This is a genomic window from Ferrovibrio sp. GW821-FHT12F09, assembly GCF_058806775.1.
In genome coordinates this window covers 1,072,515-1,090,101 of the sequence record NZ_JBXAPZ010000002.1, presented here as the reverse complement: position 1 = coordinate 1,090,101, position 17,587 = coordinate 1,072,515, and the positions used below count along the sequence as shown (strand labels likewise).

17 protein-coding genes are annotated in these 17,587 nt (G+C 64.8%); 10 read left to right on the top strand and 7 right to left on the bottom strand.

Annotated features, from left to right (window positions below; genetic code table 11):
* The first annotated feature begins 26 nt into the window (after nucleotides 1-26).
* Genes rfbC through AC1ROB_RS18330 form a run of 3 tightly spaced genes read left to right on the top strand, consistent with a single transcriptional unit; the run spans nucleotide 27 to nucleotide 3,053 of the window.
* Nucleotides 27-617: a dTDP-4-dehydrorhamnose 3,5-epimerase gene (gene rfbC / locus AC1ROB_RS18340; RefSeq protein WP_492969670.1), complete on the top strand. Its 591-nt coding sequence runs from the start codon at nucleotides 27-29 to the stop codon at nucleotides 615-617.
* The gene (gene rfbD / locus AC1ROB_RS18335; RefSeq protein ID WP_492969671.1) at nucleotides 601-1,530 is read left to right on the top strand and encodes a dTDP-4-dehydrorhamnose reductase; all 930 of its coding nucleotides are present in this window, start codon (nucleotides 601-603) and stop codon (nucleotides 1,528-1,530) included. The genes rfbC and rfbD overlap by 17 nt, the downstream gene beginning before the upstream one ends.
* 20 nt (nucleotides 1,531-1,550) lie before the next feature.
* Nucleotides 1,551-3,053, top strand: coding sequence for a class I SAM-dependent methyltransferase (locus AC1ROB_RS18330; protein ID WP_492969672.1), 1,503 nt, complete (start codon nucleotides 1,551-1,553; stop codon nucleotides 3,051-3,053).
* A 4-nt stretch (nucleotides 3,054-3,057) separates the two neighbouring features.
* Here the strand turns inward: AC1ROB_RS18330 and AC1ROB_RS18325 are convergent, their stop codons facing one another.
* A complete protein-coding gene (locus AC1ROB_RS18325; protein WP_492969673.1) occupies nucleotides 3,058-3,798 on the bottom strand; it encodes an acylneuraminate cytidylyltransferase family protein in 741 nt (246 codons plus the stop codon).
* Nucleotides 3,795-5,096, bottom strand: coding sequence for a surface carbohydrate biosynthesis protein (locus AC1ROB_RS18320; RefSeq protein WP_492969674.1), 1,302 nt, complete (start codon nucleotides 5,094-5,096; stop codon nucleotides 3,795-3,797). The genes AC1ROB_RS18325 and AC1ROB_RS18320 overlap by 4 nt, the downstream gene beginning before the upstream one ends.
* Nucleotides 5,097-5,193: 97 nt before the next feature.
* Between AC1ROB_RS18320 and AC1ROB_RS18315 the strand changes: the two genes are divergently transcribed.
* A complete protein-coding gene (locus AC1ROB_RS18315) occupies nucleotides 5,194-6,288 on the top strand; it encodes a nucleotidyltransferase family protein (protein WP_492969675.1) in 1,095 nt (364 codons plus the stop codon).
* Between the two features lie 17 nt (nucleotides 6,289-6,305).
* Here AC1ROB_RS18315 and AC1ROB_RS18310 read toward each other — a convergent pair whose 3' ends face one another.
* Nucleotides 6,306-8,216: a methyl-accepting chemotaxis protein gene (locus AC1ROB_RS18310; RefSeq protein ID WP_492969676.1), complete on the bottom strand. Its 1,911-nt coding sequence runs from the start codon at nucleotides 8,214-8,216 to the stop codon at nucleotides 6,306-6,308.
* A 184-nt stretch (nucleotides 8,217-8,400) separates the two neighbouring features.
* Here AC1ROB_RS18310 and AC1ROB_RS18305 point away from each other — a divergent pair, with 184 nt between their 5' ends.
* On the top strand, nucleotides 8,401-9,576 hold the full coding sequence (locus tag AC1ROB_RS18305; protein WP_492969677.1) for a 3-hydroxybenzoate 6-monooxygenase: 1,176 nt from the start codon (nucleotides 8,401-8,403) through the stop codon (nucleotides 9,574-9,576).
* Here the strand turns inward: AC1ROB_RS18305 and AC1ROB_RS18300 are convergent.
* The 3 genes from AC1ROB_RS18300 to AC1ROB_RS18290 all read right to left on the bottom strand — a co-directional run bounded on the left by AC1ROB_RS18300 (nucleotide 9,573) and on the right by AC1ROB_RS18290 (nucleotide 12,607).
* Nucleotides 9,573-10,436: an MBL fold metallo-hydrolase gene (locus tag AC1ROB_RS18300; protein WP_492969678.1), complete on the bottom strand. Its 864-nt coding sequence runs from the start codon at nucleotides 10,434-10,436 to the stop codon at nucleotides 9,573-9,575. The genes AC1ROB_RS18305 and AC1ROB_RS18300 overlap by 4 nt on opposite strands.
* A 37-nt stretch (nucleotides 10,437-10,473) precedes the next feature.
* Nucleotides 10,474-11,640 carry a YbfB/YjiJ family MFS transporter gene (locus AC1ROB_RS18295; RefSeq protein WP_492969679.1) on the bottom strand — a complete coding sequence of 389 codons (1,167 nt, stop codon included), beginning with the start codon at nucleotides 11,638-11,640 and terminating at the stop codon, nucleotides 10,474-10,476.
* Nucleotides 11,641-11,782: 142 nt separating this feature from the next.
* The gene (locus tag AC1ROB_RS18290; RefSeq protein ID WP_492969680.1) at nucleotides 11,783-12,607 is read right to left on the bottom strand and encodes an AsmA family protein; all 825 of its coding nucleotides are present in this window, start codon (nucleotides 12,605-12,607) and stop codon (nucleotides 11,783-11,785) included.
* A gap of 158 nt (nucleotides 12,608-12,765) precedes the next feature.
* Between AC1ROB_RS18290 and AC1ROB_RS18285 the strand changes: the two genes are divergently transcribed.
* From AC1ROB_RS18285 to AC1ROB_RS18265, 5 genes are read left to right on the top strand one after another with little or no spacing between them, the layout of a single operon-like run.
* Nucleotides 12,766-13,431, top strand: a complete 666-nt coding sequence (locus tag AC1ROB_RS18285; RefSeq protein ID WP_492969681.1) for an RraA family protein — start codon at nucleotides 12,766-12,768, stop codon at nucleotides 13,429-13,431.
* Nucleotides 13,418-13,726 (top strand): UxaA family hydrolase, encoded by a 309-nt coding sequence (locus AC1ROB_RS18280; RefSeq protein ID WP_492969682.1) that lies wholly within the window; start codon nucleotides 13,418-13,420, stop codon nucleotides 13,724-13,726. The genes AC1ROB_RS18285 and AC1ROB_RS18280 overlap by 14 nt, the downstream gene beginning before the upstream one ends.
* On the top strand, nucleotides 13,723-14,931 hold the full coding sequence (locus AC1ROB_RS18275) for a UxaA family hydrolase (protein ID WP_492969683.1): 1,209 nt from the start codon (nucleotides 13,723-13,725) through the stop codon (nucleotides 14,929-14,931). Before AC1ROB_RS18280 ends, AC1ROB_RS18275 begins: the two co-directional genes overlap by 4 nt.
* A 22-nt stretch (nucleotides 14,932-14,953) precedes the next feature.
* Nucleotides 14,954-15,703: an SDR family oxidoreductase gene (locus AC1ROB_RS18270; RefSeq protein WP_492969684.1), complete on the top strand. Its 750-nt coding sequence runs from the start codon at nucleotides 14,954-14,956 to the stop codon at nucleotides 15,701-15,703.
* 24 nt (nucleotides 15,704-15,727) lie between these two features.
* On the top strand, nucleotides 15,728-16,576 hold the full coding sequence (locus AC1ROB_RS18265; protein WP_492969685.1) for a fumarylacetoacetate hydrolase family protein: 849 nt from the start codon (nucleotides 15,728-15,730) through the stop codon (nucleotides 16,574-16,576).
* Here the strand turns inward: AC1ROB_RS18265 and AC1ROB_RS18260 are convergent, their stop codons facing one another.
* Nucleotides 16,577-17,524 (bottom strand): sugar kinase, encoded by a 948-nt coding sequence (locus tag AC1ROB_RS18260; RefSeq protein ID WP_492969686.1) that lies wholly within the window; start codon nucleotides 17,522-17,524, stop codon nucleotides 16,577-16,579.
* Nucleotides 17,525-17,587 lie beyond the last annotated feature (63 nt).

The following is a 17,587-nucleotide window of genomic DNA, read 5'->3' as shown; positions in this document are numbered from 1 at the left end:
CGGCGCAGAAGGATACAGTCAAGCCGATGCGGATCATCGCCACCGACCTGCCCGATGTGTTCATCATCGAGATGCGCGCTTTCTCGGATGCCCGCGGCTTCATCAAGGAGCTGTGGAACGCACCGCGTTATCTCAACAACGGCCTCGGCGTCCCCTCGGTGCAGACGAATTTCTCCCGCTCCGGCAAGGGCGTGGTGCGTGGCCTGCATTTCCAGGAGCCCCATGCCCAGGGCAAGCTGGTCACCGCGCTGGCCGGCGAGGTGTTCGACGTGGCCGTCGACATCCGCAAGGGCTCGCCGCATTTCGGCAAATGGACCGGCACCGTGCTGTCGGGCGACAACCATCGCCAGCTGTGGATTCCGCCGGGCTTCGCCCATGGCTTTGCCGTGCTCAGCGACAGCGCCGATTTCCTCTACCAGTGCACCGCGCCCTATGATCCGAACTGCGAGCATGCGATCCGCTGGGACGATCCCGCCATCGGCATCGACTGGAAGGTGAGCAACCCGGTCATCGCCGACAAGGACCGCGCCGCGCCGCTGCTGCGGGATGTGAAAGTCCTGCCGCCGTATTATCCGCTGCCGCCGCTGATCACGACGCAGAATGGCATCGGGGTCTGACAACACCGGGCGGCTGCGCGTCGCCGTCATCGGGCAGAGCGGCCAGCTCGCCCGTGCCCTGGCCGAGGCTGCAGCGGAGTCCGGCTGCGATGTCGTGTGCCTGGGTCGGCCGCAGCTCGATCTGGCGCATCCGGCCACGATATCGCCTGCGTTGGCGGCTGCCGATATCGTCATCAATACCGCGGCCTATACCGCCGTCGACAAGGCCGAGGCTGAACCCGATCTCGCTTTCCGCATCAACCGCGATGGCGCCGCCGCCGTGGCGCAGGCCTGCGCCGCTGCCGGCCTGCCGCTGATCCACGTCTCCACCGATTATGTCTTCGACGGCATGGCGACGCAGGCTTACCGCGAGAGCAATGCCTGCAACCCGCAGACGGCCTATGGCCGGTCCAAGCTGGCCGGCGAGCAGGCGGTGCTGCAGGCGTATCCCGCCGCGGTGATCGTTCGCACCGCCTGGCTGCACAGTCCCTATGGCAGCAACTTTGTCCGTACCATGCTGCGTCTGGCCGGCGAGCGCGACAGCTTGCGGGTGGTGGCCGACCAGCAGGGTTCGCCCACCTATGCGCCGGATCTCGCCGTGGCGTTGCTTGCCATGGCGCGGATGCGTGCGGTGGCGCCAGACGATCCACGGTTCGCCGGCCTGTTCCATCTGGCCGGCAGCGGCATGGCCAGCTGGCATGCCGTGGCGCAAGCCATCATGGAAACCGCAGCGGCACTGGGCCAGCGCGCCGTGCCGGTGGCGCCGATCACGACGGTCGACTATCCGACGCCGGCACAGCGGCCGGCCTTCTCGGTTCTCGATACCGCAAAGGTGGCGCAGGTCTATGGCATTCGCCTGCCGCCCTGGCGCGACGGGCTGAATCGTGGCGTCGCCCGCCTGCTGGCGCCGGCTTCTGCCTTGCCTGCCTCATAACTCCATGCGATGAGCATCCGATGTCCGAGATCAAACTCTGCTGTCTGACCGTCACGCCGCTGCCCCGTCACCGGGCCGCCGGCGGCCTGCTGGCACTGACCGGCTTGACCGCGGAACGACTGGCCGCTGCAGCGCCCGCTGTCGTGGTGCTGCCGGCAGCCGTACAGCCGGCCGTGCTGCAGGCCGCATCCTGGGCGCGACAGCAGGGCGCGCGGGTGCTGATCGATTGCCATGACGGGCAGCTGGAGACGCTGGTTCAGCCGGGCGTGCTGCGGACGCTGGCGGCGTCGGCCGATGGCTTCGCTGCGGCTTCGCCCGGGCTTGCCGCGCTGGTGCGCCAGGAAACCGGACGGACGGCGTCTCTGGTCAGTGATCCCTGCAGTCTGCCGGTCCTGCCGCCACGCTTTGCCCCGCAGCCGGGCCAGCCCCTGCAGCTGGTGTGGTTCGGCGATGCCGTCGACCTGCCTGAACTTGGCCCGCTGGCCAATGAGCTGCTGTCCTATACGTCGCTGCGCCCGCTTGCTCTGACCATCCTCGGCACCTTGCCGGAGCCGCTGGCCGGTACGCTGCGCCGCATGCATGAGGTGACCGGTGGTCGCCTGACCGTGATGGTGCGCGAGGGCGACGACGCAGCCATTGCCGCGGCGCTGGACTCTTGCGACGCGGTGGTGCTGCCGGCATCGCCGGACGAACGCGGCCGTTTGCGCAGCGCAAGCCGCGCGGTGACCGCGATCCGCGCCGGCCGGCTGGTTGTCGCTGTGCCGCAGCCGGCCCTGCAGGCCTTCGATGGGGGTCTGTTGCTGGATGGCTCACTGGCCAATGCGCTGCGTCGGGCCGAGCAGGAGCCGCAGGCCATGGTGGCGCGCATCGCTGCCGGTCAGGCGCTGGTCGAAGCGCAGTGTTCGACTGCGGCCGTGGCCGCGCAATGGCAGGCCGCTGCCGCTGCGGCACTGGCGGCCGAACCGGTTGCCGTGCCGGCCGCGGTGGCGGTCATGTCCGGCGTGAAGCTCAATCTCGGCTGCGGCGACAAGATTCTGCCCGGCTATATCAATTGCGATGCGCTGGCCTCGCGCGGCCAGGGCGGCGCGGTGGATGTCCAGTGCAATATCACCCAGCCGCTGCCCTTTGCCGACAATGTCGCCGGCGAGGTCCTGGCCGTGCATGTGGTGGAGCATATCTGGCGCTGGCAGGTCGCCGATGTGCTGCGCGACTGGCGTCGCGTGCTGCAGCCCGGCGGCAAGATCGTGCTGGAATGCCCGAACCTGCTGAGCGCGGCGATGGAGCTGGTGAAGAACCCGATGCTGGCGGCCGGGCCCGGTCCGGAAGGCCAACGCAGCATGTGGGTGTTCTACGGCGATCCGCGCTGGCGCGATCCGCTGATGAATCACTGCTGGGGCTATACGCCACAGAGCCTGGCGGCCCTGCTGGTCGAGACCGGGTTTGTCGAGGTGCGGCAGGAGCCGGCGCAGTTCAAGTTGCGCGAGCCGCGCGACATGCGCATCGTGGGCGTGAAGCCGGCGTAAGCCGTCAGGCCGGCCACTCGCCAGGATCGATCAGGTTCTTGTCGACCAGGTAGCGCGCCAGGTGCAGATCGATGGGACGGTCGATCGCCACCGAATGCAGATCATCCATGACCAGGCCGTAGCTGTTCGGCGGATCGCCGTAAATCTTGCCGGTGCGCTTGAAGGTCTGCCAGTCGAACAGGTAGAGGCTGCCGTTCATGGTGACTTCGTCCTTGAAGTCCTGGCGGCGCAGCGTGTGCATGTTGGCGATACGGTCGACAATGGTGGCGATCGAACCGTCGGGGCCGATCGGCGCGACGAAGATCGATGGCATCGTCACCTGGCGCACGCCGACCACCAGCGTCGCCTTGCGCGCCTTGTACAGCGCAATGGCCTTGGCGTAGTCCTCGGCACGGGCGAAGGGCGAAGCCGGCTCAAGCAGCAGGATGGCGTCGTAGGAGATGCCCTCCTCGCGTTCGAACCAGTCGATGGCATGCTGTACCACCTCGACCGCCTGGGTGGTGTCGCTGGCGAGTTCGGCCGGGCGCAGGAACGGGCATTCGACGCCATGACGGCGGGCTTCGGCCTGGATTTCCTCGGACTCGGTCGAGATCACCAGCCGGGTGCATTGGTTGCGCGCCGACCGGGCCTTGTAGCCGATCAGCGACAGGCCGCCGACTTCCTGCAGGTTCTTGCGCGGCACGCCTTTGGACCCGGCGCGGGCAACAATCAGGCCGAGGATGCGCAGGTCGGGATCGCCGGTCATGCCGGATGCGCCGCCGTGGTTGCGGCCACGACGCTCTGCATGGCCGAGAGCGGCGCAATCAGTGCCATGTTCGGCGCCGGCATCAGCACACCGACGCCCTCAATGCCCAGCATCTTGGCGGCCGCATGCACGAACAGCTTGCATTCACGGTGGTTCAGCAGCGGCCAGCGGCGCTCCATCGACTTGTCGGCACCGAAATTCTTGACCGAACGCATCGGCGTGAGGGCGAGATCGGCAAAGGTGCAGGCCGGCGGATCGAGCGCATCGAATGCATCAAGCGTTTCCTGCACCACGAAGTTGTCGACGCCGAAGATATACTTGCGGATGATATCCAGGCTTTCCGGATAGGGCTGCTTGATCTGTTCCAGCGCATTCTCCGGTCCCAGGGCGGGCACCAGCGTGGAGCTGAACATCTGGTCGGCCTCGGCCATGAAGTTGCCGACCTGCTTGTCCAGCAGCAAGGCCTCCAGGCCGGTGGTGCAGTTGCCTTGCAGCACGGCGTCGGCGGCCAGCAGCCACGGCACGATCGGCCCGCTGTCTTCGACGAAAACCTTCGGCAGATGCTGCAGGCGGTCACGCCAGATCTGCGGATTCTCATGCGGGTGCGGTCGCACGATGACCGTTTTGCCTTCCGCCGACAGCTTTTCGCTGAGCAGGACGATGGTGGCGATGCCGATCTGCTCGCGCTCATGCTGTTCGGAGAAGTAGTCCCGCTGCATGTCGCGGGCCAGGCTGTTATAGCCGGCGCGTTCCTGTTCGACCGGGCGGAAGCTGCCGCTCAGTCCGAACGAGGAGGTGATCAGGGTGAAGTCGCCGAACTGCTGCTTGATGGCCTGGACCGCCGGCATGTACAGCGCACGCGTATGCGGACGCAACAGCTCGATACGGGCGTTGCCGATGGTCAGGACCTTGCCGAAGGGCATGGCCTTGGCCATCCGTGCATCCAGCGAGGTCGAAGACAGATAGACGTCGACATGCTGCGCCGTGGCCTCGTTGTAATGAATCTTGGCGTAGTCGGCGCCGTAGTCGTTGTCGGCGATGTTGATGATTTCCTCACAGCTGCCGACGGTGCGGCTGCCGTGCTGATGGGCGAGGGCATAATAATGCGCGCATTGCCGGCTCACGGTCTTGTGCCAGAAAATGCCGGCCGGCAGGTTGGGCAGATTGGCGCGCATGATCAGCTTTTGGGTGAGCATGCTGGTGTAGCCGCGGGCTGCCGCCGCCACGGCAAAGAACAGCCGCGCGTTCAATTCGCGCCGCTGCACCTCGCACGACATGTAAATCGGTCTGATCTTCATCGGTGGGCGCGCGGCCTTTGGCGCTTTGTTAACGAAATCACAGCATTCTCGCGGGTATATATATAACAAGGTGTTAAAAAGACCAGCGGGTTTTGCGATGCGGGACGGTACAGGACAGCGGCGCGAATCCGGCAATGCACGGTCGCTCGACAACTGCCTTGCCGATCTGAGCGCCTCCATTCTCGACGTGATTCGCTGCCTGCATATCAATGGCCTGCGGATCGTGCTGATCCACGAAAACGGCTTTCTGCGCGGCACCGTCACCGACGGCGATATCCGGCGGGCGATCCTGGCCAACATCTCGCTGGAGAGCGCAGCCCATACGATCATGAATGCGCAGCCGATGGTGATCGATTCCTCGGTCAACCATGTCCGTGCCCTGGAGACTATGCGGCGCAATGCCATCACGGTTCTGCCGGTTGTCGATGGCGAAGGCCGTATCCTCGACCTGCTCGAGATGCGGCAGCTGCTCAGCGAGCAATCGCATCGCAACTGGGTGGTGCTGATGGCGGGCGGACTGGGCACGCGGCTGCGTCCGCTGACCGAGACGATTCCGAAGCCGATGGTGGTGGTGGGTGGGCGGCCGATTCTGGAAACCACCATCATCCAGTTCGCCGGCCAGGGTTTCCACGAACTGTTCGTATCGGTCAACTACAAGGCCGAGATCATCGAATCCTATTTCGGCAATGGGCAGCGCTACAATGCGGATATCCGGTATCTGCGCGAGCCTTCCCGGCTGGGCACCGCCGGCGCCCTGTCGCTGCTGCCGCAGCGTCCGGAGCATCCGGTGATCGTCATGAATGGCGATATCCTGACGACGCTGTGGTTTCCGAGCCTGGTCGAGGCGCATGAGAAATCCGGCGCGCTGGCCACGGTGGCGCTGACCGAGCATACCTATACGGTGCCGTTCGGGGTGGTCTCGGTCGATGGCGCGCGGGTCGCACGCATCGAGGAAAAGCCGTCGCAGAAGATGAAGGTCAATTCCGGCATCTATGTACTGAGTCCCGACGCCTGGGACTGGATCAAGCCGGGCGAGCTGCTCGACATGCCCAGCTTGCTGGCACGCATGCTGGAGGCCGGTGCGCCGGTCGGCGCCTGGCAGATCGAGGGCTACTGGACCGATATCGGCCGCTACGAGGATCTCGGCATGGCCAATGCAAAATTCGACGAGATTTTTGGCGGGATCGGCTGAAACTGCAGCAGATCAGCCTAGCGGTGCCCGGTATCGAAGAAGCCCACCAGCTGCGCCAACTGGTTTGCCTGCGTGGCAAGCTGCTGGGCTGAAGCCGAGGTTTCTTCCACCAGGGCGCCGTTGCGCTGCGTCATCTCGTCCATCTGGCCGACAGCGGTGTTGATCTGGTCCAAGCCGGTGGCCTGCTCCCGGCTGGCCGCCGTGATCTCGGCGACGATGTCGGAAACCTTCTTCACGGATTCCATGATGTCGGTGAGCGAGCGGCCGGCCTGACCGACCAGTTCGGCACCGGTCCTGACCTGGGTGCTGGACGTGCCGATCAGCGTCTTGATGTCCTTCGATGCGCTGGCTGAACGCTGGGCGAGCCCGCGGACTTCCTGGGCCACCACGGCAAAGCCCTTGCCGGCTTCGCCGGCGCGGGCGGCTTCGACGCTGGCATTCAGCGCCAGGAGATTGGTCTGGAAGGCGATCTCGTCGATCAGGCCGACGATGTCGGAAATCTTCCGCGCGCTCTCTTCGATGCCGCCCATGGCGCCGACAACTTCGGTCATGATATGGCCGCCACGCTCGGCGGCATTGCGGGCAGCCGAAGCCATCTGGTTGCCGGCCTCGGCATTGTCGGCATTCTGTTTCACCGTGGTGGTGATCTCGTGCATCGAGGCCGCGGTTTCCTCGATCGATGCGGCCTGGGATTCCGTGCGCTGGGCCAGATCCTGGCTGGCGGTGGAAATCTCGGCGGAGGCATTGCGGACCACCTGGGCGGTTTCGGCCAGGCGGGCGGCGAAGTCGCGCAGCTTGCCGGCCATGCTGTTGACGCTGTCCTTGAGCTGACCATAAACACCGCTGTAGCTGCCATCGACCGACCGTGTCAGTGTGCCGTTTGCCATGGCGCCGGTCACATCGGCCAGTTCGCGCGTCATCTGCTGCAGCGTTTCGGTCAGGGTGTTGAGCTGCTGGCTGATCGTCAGCAGGAAGCCGTCTTTGCCGGCCTCGTCGAGACGGCCGGCGAGGTCGCCGCCCGCGACGCGCTCGCAAAGGTTCGAAATCTCGGCAATCGCCTGGCGCTCGCGGGCTTCCCGTGCGTTGCGCTCGCGTTCGGTTTCCGCCCGTTGCGCTGCCGCACTCGCCTCAGCGTTGCGTTTATCGATGGCATTCTGGCGGAACACCAGCAGCGCACGTCCGATCAGGCCGACCTCGTCGCGGCGGCCGTCATCGGCAATCTCGATGTTCAGGTCATCCTGGGCCAGGCGTTCCATCCCCGAGATCATGCGGCGCAGCGGTCGGCTGATCGCCGCCAGCGTGATCAGGATGGCAAGCCCGAGGCCGATGGCGCCGCCGATGCCCGACTGCACCAGCATGGCGGTGACGGCGCGGTCGCCATCCACACGCGCCTTGGCGCTGAACTCGGTTATCTCCTTGGAGATTGCATCCTCCATGGGCCGGATGCGATTGCGAATCTCCTCGGCCTGCACCGCGCCGGCGGCGGCGGCCTGCCGGCTGGCCTCGGCATTGCCCTGTTCGGCTGCCTGCAGCACGCTGCGATGCACGGCTTCATAGGCCTCGACTGCCTGGACCATCGCGGCCAGCCGCTGCTGCGCTTCCGCGCCATGCAACAGGCCCTTCAGGTTGTCGATGCGCACGCCAAGCCGGCGCCGTTCATCGGCGGCCCTGGCGGCGACCTCGCTGCGTGTGGCCGGCGTCGTGGCATGGGGGATGCTCTCCACCATGCGGATCCAGCTCAGGGCGTTGGCGGTGCCGCGTCCGGCATTCTCGACCCGCTTAGCCTGCAGCTCCAGTTCAGCGATATCGGTGGAGAGCTCGTGCAGGCCGCGATAGCCGGTCCAGACGCTGGCGGCCATGGCGGCCAGCAGGACCAGGATGACGGTCATGATTTTCCAGAGAATGCCCCAACTCTTGAATGACAGCATGCCAGTATCCCCCTGCAGCAGACCGGTGCTTCCAGAGGGTATTGAATGCCCAAAGCGGTGGTTGGAGCTACCGGATTCTATTTTTGCTGGTGCCTGCGCGGTAAAAACCGCTTGACATTTCAATATAATCTGTGTACGGATTAAGTGACTGAGGCAAATATGCCCGGTACGCGGGGGGGGATTTATGACACAGGCACAGGATCGTCCGGTCATCGTTGTCGGCGGCGGTATTGGCGGACTGGCATCCGCGCTGGCGCTGGCGCTCAAGGGTATCCGCAGCATCCTGCTGGAGCAGTCGGCTGAATTCCGTGAGGTCGGCGCCGGCATCCAACTCGGCCCGAATGTGTTCAAGCGCTTCGATGCCCTGGGCATTCGCGCCGGCATCGATGCCAAGGCGGTGTTTCCCGACAACCTGATCATGCGCGATGCCCTGACCGGCGACGAGGTGACGCGCATGCCGCTGGGCGAGCAGGTGGTAAAGCGCTGGGGCACGCCTTATGCCGTGACCCATCGTGCCGACCTGCATATCACGCTGGTGGAGGCCTGCCGCGCCCAGCCGCAGATCGAACTGCGCAACAACGCCAAGGTCGCCGCCTATACGGATACCGGTGACGGTGTAACCGTAACGCTGGCCGATGGAGAAATGCTTACCGGCACCGCCATGATCGCCTGCGACGGCCTGTGGTCTGCCGTGCGCGAGGATATCGTCGGCGACGGCAAGCCGCGCGTTTCCGGCCATGTCGCCTATCGCGCCGTGCTGCCGGCCGCAGACGTGCCGCAGGGCCAGTTCGAAAACAACGTCGTGCTCTGGGCCGGGCCGAAAACCCATCTGGTGCATTACCCGCTGCGCCGTGGCGAGCTGTACAATCTGGTCGCCGTGTTCCACTCAAACCGCTACGAGGAAGGCTGGAATGCGTTTGGCGATGTGGATGAGCTGAACGAGCGCTTCCAGAACCAGCAGCCGCAGGTGCACAAGCTGCTCGACAAGATTGAGTCCTGGCGCATGTGGGTGCTGTGTGATCGCGAGCCGGTGGCGAACTGGACCAAGGGCCGCATCACGCTGCTGGGCGATGCGGCGCATCCGATGCTGCAGTATCTGGCCCAGGGCGCCTGCATGGCCATCGAGGATGCGGTCTGCCTCGCCGATTGCCTCAGCCAGTCGCGCGGCGATCCGAACAAGGCTTTCCTCGCCTACCAGCAGGCGCGTTACCTGCGCACGGCGCGGGTGCAGGTGATGGCAAGGGTCTATGGCGATTTCTATCATGCGACCGGGCCGGTGCGCGAATTGCGCAACATGGCGCTGTCGGGCCGTACGACGGAGCAGGCCTATGCTGGGAATGACTGGCTGTATGGCGGCTAAAGCGTATCCAGCGGAATTTTAAGATAGCGCCGGCCATTCGTTTCGGGCGGCGGCAGATGGCCGGCGCGCATGTTGACCTGCACGGACGGCAACATCAGCTTCGGCATGTCCAGTTCGGCATCACGCGCGGTCCGCATGGTCACGAAACTGTCTTCATCCACACCGTCGCGGATATGCACGTTCGACCGGCGCTGCTCGGCAACCGTGGTTTCCCAGCGATAATCGTTGCGGCCCGGCGCCTTGTAGTCATGACAGAGAAACAGCCGTGTCTGCGGCGGCAGCGCCAGGATGCGGCGGATCGAGCGATACAGTTGCCGGGCATCGCCGCCGGGGAAGTCGCAGCGCGCCGTGCCGTAATCGGGCATAAACAGCGTATCGCCGACAAAAGCCGCGTCGCCGATCACATAGGTGGCGCAGGCCGGTGTGTGGCCAGGCGTGTGCAGCACCTGCACGGGCAGGCTGCCGATCATGAAGGTGTCGCCATCTGCGAACAGGCGGTCGAACTGGCTGCCGTCGCAGGCGAAGTCCGCGCCGGCATTGAAGATGCGGGCAAAGGCGCCCTGGACCTGGGTCACATCGCTGCCGATGCCGAGCCGGCCGCCGCTGCGCCGGCGCAGATAGGGCGCCGCCGACAGATGATCGGCATGCACATGGGTTTCCAGCACCCAGTCGGTCTGCAGGCCCTGTGCCGCCACATGCTTCAGGATGGCGTCGGCACTGGTGGTGGCGGTGCGGCCCGACGCGGCATCGAAATCCAGCACGCTGTCGATGATGGCACAGCGTTGCGTCGCGGGATCGGCGACCACGTAGCTTACCGTGTAGGTGGCGGAATCGAAGAAGGCGTGAACGAGCGGATGCATGACGATATCCTGCGCGCCCGGGCTGATTCTTACAATCCTATTCTGTGGATTTTACGGGCGGGTTGCGGGCGAAAATCGTCAGCAGCATCGCCGCGAAAATACCACCGGCGCCCAGGGCGAACAGCAGGTTGTAGGAATGCGTCTGCTCGAACAGGTAGGAAAACAGGTAACCGACGCCGGCCGAAGCGCCGGCAAACCCGGCGGTGAGCCAGCCCCAGACCTGGCGATGGGCGGCAAAGCCGACCAGTTCGACCACGCGTCCGGATGCCAGCGCCGAGATGCCCGGCGTCATCGCGCCGACGGTGACGGCCGAAATGCCCAACGCGATCGGATGCTGCGACACCAGCGGGATCGCGATGGCGAAGCTCTTGATGGTGAGCACGCCGATGATGCTGCGATAGAAACCGAAGCGCTCGGCCACGAAGCCGACCAGGATCGGCCCGCTCAGGGCACCGATGCCGAACAGCACCCAGGAGAGGCCGCCGGCGGCGACGCCGCGGCCGAGCCCGCGCGCCACGTAATCGGCCAGGAAAACCGTGTGCGGCACGAAGCCGGCGGAATCCAGCGTGTAGGCAGCCAGCAGCAGGGCGACCGGCAGGGTGAAGGCGCGCGCCGGCGCATCGCCGAGCGCCGGTGATGGCAGGGTGGCATCGCTGTCCCACTGTTTCCATGTCAGGGCCGCGATGATCAGCGCGAGGAGGCCCATGCCGGCCCAGATCGGTGCGGGGCCGAGGCCGGCCAGCGCCGGCACCAGCGTTCCGGCCGTGATGATACCGGTGCCGACGCCGGTGAAGATGATGCCATTGGTGCGGCCGCGCTGGGCCAGCGGCGCGCGGCTCAGGATCAGCGGAATCGCCGCCACCATCAGCAGGCCGCCGGTGAAGCCGGCGAGAAACCGCCAGGGCGCAAACCAGAAAAACCCCCAGGGCAGGGCGCAGACGATCAGGCTGACAGCCGTCAGCACCATGGAGATGCGCGTCAGGCGCGCCACCGGCACCAGCCGCGCCAAGGTGGCCGCCAGCAGGCTGCCGGCGACATAGCCGAACAGGTTGGTGGCGCCGAGATAACCGGCCTCGCCAGCGCTGAGCCAGTCGTTCTCGATCAGCACCGGCACCAGCGGCGTATAGCCGAAGCGGCCGAGACCTAGACCGAGCAACAGGGCGCCAAAGCCGGCCAGGGCGTTACGCACAACAGGATTGATCATGGGGAAAACACACCGGAAGCTGGCCAGAAAGCCGAAGCCCTATGCTAGCCCAGCGACCGGGTGTCGACGACCATCGCCGCTATAATATTTAGCGATGGCACATATGCATTTTATGGCACGTACGCATTATTGATGCAGCCATCTACTTGCCGAGCAGGCCTTTCAGCTTGTCCGTGGCCGAGCCAGTACCGCCGGTGCTGCCGCCCGTGCCGCTGCCGCCGAGCAGGCCGCCGGCCTGGTTCTTCAGCAGATCGCCCGCCTGCTTCTGCAGTTCGCCGGTGGCGACGCGGCTGGCCTGGGCGGTGATCGCGCCGATCACCTTGTCCGTCACTTCAGCCGGCGTGGCGCCACCCTTGTCCTTGCCGATATCCTTCAACTGGATGGTCGGCAGCGGCGCTGACAGCGTGCGGCCCTGCAGCGCGCTATGGGTAATGGCGATCCTGCCGTCGCGGATGATCAGGTTCTCGATGATGACTTTCTTTTCCGGCTGCTTGCTGGCGGCCTTATCCTTGTCCTCGGCGGCGCCGGCGGTCTTGTCGGGTTCTTTCTTGCCGCCACTGAACTTGGCCGCGTAGGACTGCACGTTCTTCTGCAGGGTTTCCAGATTGCCGCCGGCAGAGGCGTATTCATAGGAGATCGCCGGCTGCAGGATGGTGACATCCTTGATGATGATGGTGTTGGACTGCAGGCTTGCGATATCAAGCGCGATCTTGATGTCGCCCAGCGCAATCGCTTCGGGGCCATTGAAGCCTTTCGGGTTCTTCACCACCAGGCCGCTCAGCTCGCCGCTGCCGCTGGTGGGCGCGAGCTTGACGCTTTTCAGGGTGACGCTGGCCTGGGTGGACTCGGTGCCGTAGCGCTCGATCACCGCCTTGACGATGCTGTCGAGGTTGGACGCGAAGTAATAGGCCGCGCCGGCAATGGCGATCACGACGATGGCGACGGCGAGAGCGATTTTCTTGATCATGGCCTGTCCTCTTCTGGGCGGTTTCCTGCCGATGGCGATTATCCGCCGCTCGCTGCGGCGCGGCAAGAGATTGCCATGGCGGCCCCATGCCAGCGACTAGGCAGGTGCCGGGAAAGCCGGTAAAGTCCGGTCAACTGATATATCAGATGGGAGAGAAAATGACCGAGACCCCGTCGACCGGCTCTCTGGCCGATCGTCTGAGCCGGTGCTACGCCTCGGCTGTCCATGATGTGCTGCGCGCCCAGGGCCATGATAACTGCCTGCTGCCGCAGGAGATTCGCCCGATCGATCCGGCCCATACCCTGGCCGGTGAAATCTGGACGGTCAGCGGCCATATCGACCGCACCAGATCCGCCCACGAAACCCTGCTGGAATGGACCGGGGTGCTGTCCAAGGCACCCGGCGGCCGGGTGGTGATCTGCCAGCCCAACAACAAGGAAGTCGCGCTGATGGGCGAGCTGTCGGCCTCGGCGTTGCAGCTCAAAGGCGTGCGCGGCTATATCGTCGATGGCGGCTGCCGCGACGTGGCGATGATCGAGGGAATCGGTTTCCCGGTCTGGTGCAGCTTCTTCACGCCCTCCGATATCGTATCGCGCTGGGTGCCCGATCGCTTCGGTGCGCCGATCACCATCGGCACGGTGACGATCAGCAGCGGCGACTATGTGATTGCCGACCGCGATGGCGTGGTGATCGTGCCTGCCGCCATGGCGGAAGCGGTTGTCACCCGCACGGAAGAGGTGATGAGCACCGAAGGCGAAGTGCGTCGCCATATCATGGCCGGCATGGACCCGCAGGAGGCCTACAAGCGCTATGGCAAGTTCTGAGACCGATCCGCGCCTGCTGATCCTGGCATCCGGCGACAACATCGCCGTGGCGCGTCAGGAAATCGCGGCCGACACGGCGGTCGAAGTCGCCGGCCGTCGCGTGATCCTGCAGCGTGCACTCGGCTTCGGCCACAAGATCGCAATACGGGATATCGCCGCCGGCGAGAAGATCGTCAAATACGGCGCCCCGATCGGCCGTGCCACGGCGGCGATTGCACTGGGCGAGTATGTGCATAACCACAATGTCGCCAGCGATTACATGGCCAATACCGTGGCGGTGGAGGCAGCCCCATGACACAGACAGAGATGCGCGGCTGGCGTCGCGCCGACGGCCGCAAGGGTATCCGCAATTATGTCGCGGTAGCCTATCTGGTCGAATGCGCCCATCACGTGTCGAAAGAGATCGCCTGGCCCTATCGCGAGCAGGGCGCCCATGTGATCGGCTTTCCCGGCTGCTATCCCAATGCCTATGCGCTGAAGATGATGCAGCGGCTGTGCACCCATCCCAATGTGGGTGCGGTGCTGCTGATCTCGCTGGGCTGTGAGGGCTTCAACAAGAAACTGCTGGAGCGCACCATCAAGGACAGCGGCCGTCCGGTGGAGCTGCTGGCGATCCAGGAGCATGGCGGCACCCGCTCCACCATTGAAAAGGGTCGCGCCTGGGTCGAAGCGCAGCTCAAAAACCTTGCCGTACAGCCGACCGAACCGATGGATGTCTCCGAGCTGGTGGTGGGCACCATCTGCGGCGGTTCCGATGCCACTTCGGGCCTGACCGCCAATCCGGCCATGGGGCGCGCTTTCGATTTCCTGGTTGCGGAAAAGGCGGCAGCGATCTTCGAGGAGACCGGCGAGCTGATCGGCATGGAAGGCTGGATGGCGGAACGTGCCGTCACGCCCGAACTGGGCATCGAGCTCAAGGCCTGCGTCGCCAAGGCGGCGCGCTATTACGAGACGCTGGGATATCCCAGCTTTGCGCCGGGCAATGCCGATGGCGGCCTGACCACCATCGAGGAGAAATCGCTGGGGGCCTATGCCAAGAGCGGCGCCTCGCCGATCAGCGGCATCATCAAGCCGGGCGATATTCCGCCGCGCGGCGGCCTCTATCTTCTGGATGTCGTACCCGATGGCGAGGTGCGCTTCGGCTTTCCCAATATCAGCGACAATGCCGAGATCGCGGAACTGATTGCCTGCGGCTCGCATGTGATCCTGTTTTCCACCGGGCGCGGTTCGGTGGTCGGTTCCGCCCTGGCGCCGGTGATCAAGGTCTGCGCCAATCCGCGGACCTATGCCCGCATGGCCGATGATATGGATGTCAATGCCGGCCGGATTCTCGACGGCACTGCCGATCTCGATACCGTCGGCCGCGAGATATTTGATCTGATCAAGCAGGTGGGCGCCGGTGCCGCTACCAAATCCGAGGGTCTGGGGCATCAGGAATTCATCCTCACCTACAAGAGTTTCGAGCCCATCGGTCCGGCCTGCCTGCCGGCGGTGGCCTGATATCTGACAGCAGGAGAAGCGTATGCGTCTGGAAGGGAAAACAGCAGTCATCACGGCAGCGGCGCAAGGGATCGGTCGAGCCTCGGCAATCGCTTTTGCCCAGGAGGGCGCCAGGGTGATCGCTACGGATATCAACGAAGAAAAGCTGAAGCAACTCGGCGCGCTGCCCAATATCCGCACCCGCAAGCTGGATGTCCTGGATGCCGGCGCCATCGCCGCTTTCGCCAAGGAGATCGGCCCAGTCGACGCGCTGTTCAACTGCGCCGGCTTCGTGCATCACGGCACCATTCTGGAGACCGAAGAGAAAGACTGGGATTTCTCCTTCGACCTCAATGTGCGTGCCATGTATCGCATGGTGAAGGCCTTCCTGCCCGGCATGATCGCGGCGGGCAAGGGCGGTTCCATCGTCAACATGTCGTCGGCCTGCTCTTCGGTGAAGGGCGCGCCGAACCGCTTTGTCTACGGCACGACCAAGGCGGCCGTGATCGGCCTGACCAAGTCGATTGCCGCCGACTTCATCAAGCAGGGCATCCGTTGCAATGCGATCTGCCCGGGCACCATCCAGACGCCGTCGCTGGACGACCGCATTGCCGCCCAGGCAGCGGCGGTCGGCGGTGTGGAGCAGGCGCGCGCCGGTTTCGTGTCGCGCCAGCCGCTTGGCCGGCTCGGCACGCCGGAGGAAATCGCGGCGCTGGCCGTCTATCTGTCCGCCGATGAGTCCGCCTTCACCACCGGTACGATCCATGTGATCGATGGCGGCTGGTCGATCTGATCGTTCTGCAAGGAGAAACGTGAGATGAAACTGTTGCGTTACGGCCCGGTGGGCCAGGAAAAGCCCGGCCTGCTCGATGCGGCGGGCACCATCCGAGACTTGTCCACCGTGGTGCCCGATATTGCCGGCAGCACATTGAGTCCCGCTGGACTGGACAAGCTCAAGTCGCTCGATCCGAAGGCTTTGCCTGTTGTATCCGGCAACCCGCGCATCGGGCCCTGCGTCAACCGTGTCGGCAAGTTCATCTGCATCGGCCTGAATTATTCCGACCATGCGGCCGAGACCGGCGCCACGGTGCCGCCGGAGCCGATCATTTTCATGAAGGCCACCTCGGCGATCATGGGACCGGATGACGACATCATCATCCCGAAGAACTCGCAGAAGACCGACTGGGAGGTCGAGCTTGGCGTCGTGATCGGTTCGGTGGCGCGTTATGTCAGCGAAGCCGATGCGATGAAGCATGTCGCCGGCTATTGCCTGATCAACGATGTCTCCGAGCGCGCGTTCCAGACCGAGCGGCACGGCCAGTGGACCAAGGGCAAGAGCTGCGACAGCTTCGGCCCGATCGGACCGTGGCTGGTAACGGCCGACGAAGTGCCGGATCCGCAGAACCTGACAATGTTCTGCGATGTGAACGGCAAGCGTTTCCAGAATGGCTCGACCAAAACCATGGTCTATGGCGTGCGTTATCTGGTCAGTTATCTCAGCCAGTTCATGTCGCTGCAGCCCGGCGATATCATCTCGACCGGCACGCCGCCGGGCGTTGGCCTGGGCCAGAAGCCGCCAGTCTATCTGCAAGACGGCGACAAGGTTCATCTCGGCATCCAGGGTCTGGGCGAGCAGCGCCAGACCGCGCGAGACTACAAGGCCTGATCAGAAGGGCTGCGGCACCGTACGGCCGATCGAGGTGAAGAAGGCCTCGACGGCGGTGCGGCGCGGGATCGGCGCCACAGCGCCGTAGCCGATGGTGGTGAGGGCTGCCGCGGCATTGGCGTAAGTTGCGGCCTGCAACGGGTCGGCGCCGCGGACCAGCTCTGCCAGGAAGGCGCCGTCGAAACAGTCGCCGGCGCCGGTGGCATCCACGGTCGATACGCGATGACCGGCCAGTCGCCAGCGGCCTTCGGCGCTGGCGACAAGAACGCCATCGGCGCCGCATTTCAGCACCACCAGCGGGATGCCCATGGCGCGGTAGAAATCGAGGATCGCCACCGGATCGCTCAGGCCGCTGAGCGCTGTCGCGTCCTCCAGGCTCGGCAAAGCAATATCGCTCAGACGCAGCGCGGCATGGATCGCCTCGCGTGCCGTCTCGATCGGCCAGAGCTTGAGCCGCAGGTTGGTGTCGAAGGATACCTTGCGGCCGGCCTTGCGCATGCGCGCGATGGCGGCCATCGCCGTATCGCGCATGCTCTGGCTGACCGCCAGCGTGATGCCCGAGACATGCAGCAGCTTGGCGGCTTCCAGCGCGTCACCGGGCAGGTCGGCCGGTGACATGCGGCTGGCGGCCGAGCCCTTGCGATAATAAGTGAAAGTATGGCCCTGCTCGCCATGGGTGACGAAATAGATCGCTGTCGGGGCATCGTCGCGCTGTGCAACCGTGCTGGTATCGACGCCCTCGGTGCGCCAGAGACCGAGCAGCAGGTCGCCAAACGGATCATGTCCCAGTAAAGTGCAGTAGGCGCTCGCAGCGCCCTGCCGCGCTGCAGCAATCGCACAGTTCGAGGTATCGCCGCCAAAACCGCGCAGATACTGGTCACTGCCAGCGCCACCGGTCTGGTTGAACTCGACCATGGCCTCGCCAAGGCAGAGAATATCGAACGCCATCGCGTCAGCGCCTCCCTGTTGCTCCTTTCCTAGCTGACAGGGGCGACGGGAGCAAGTCATCTG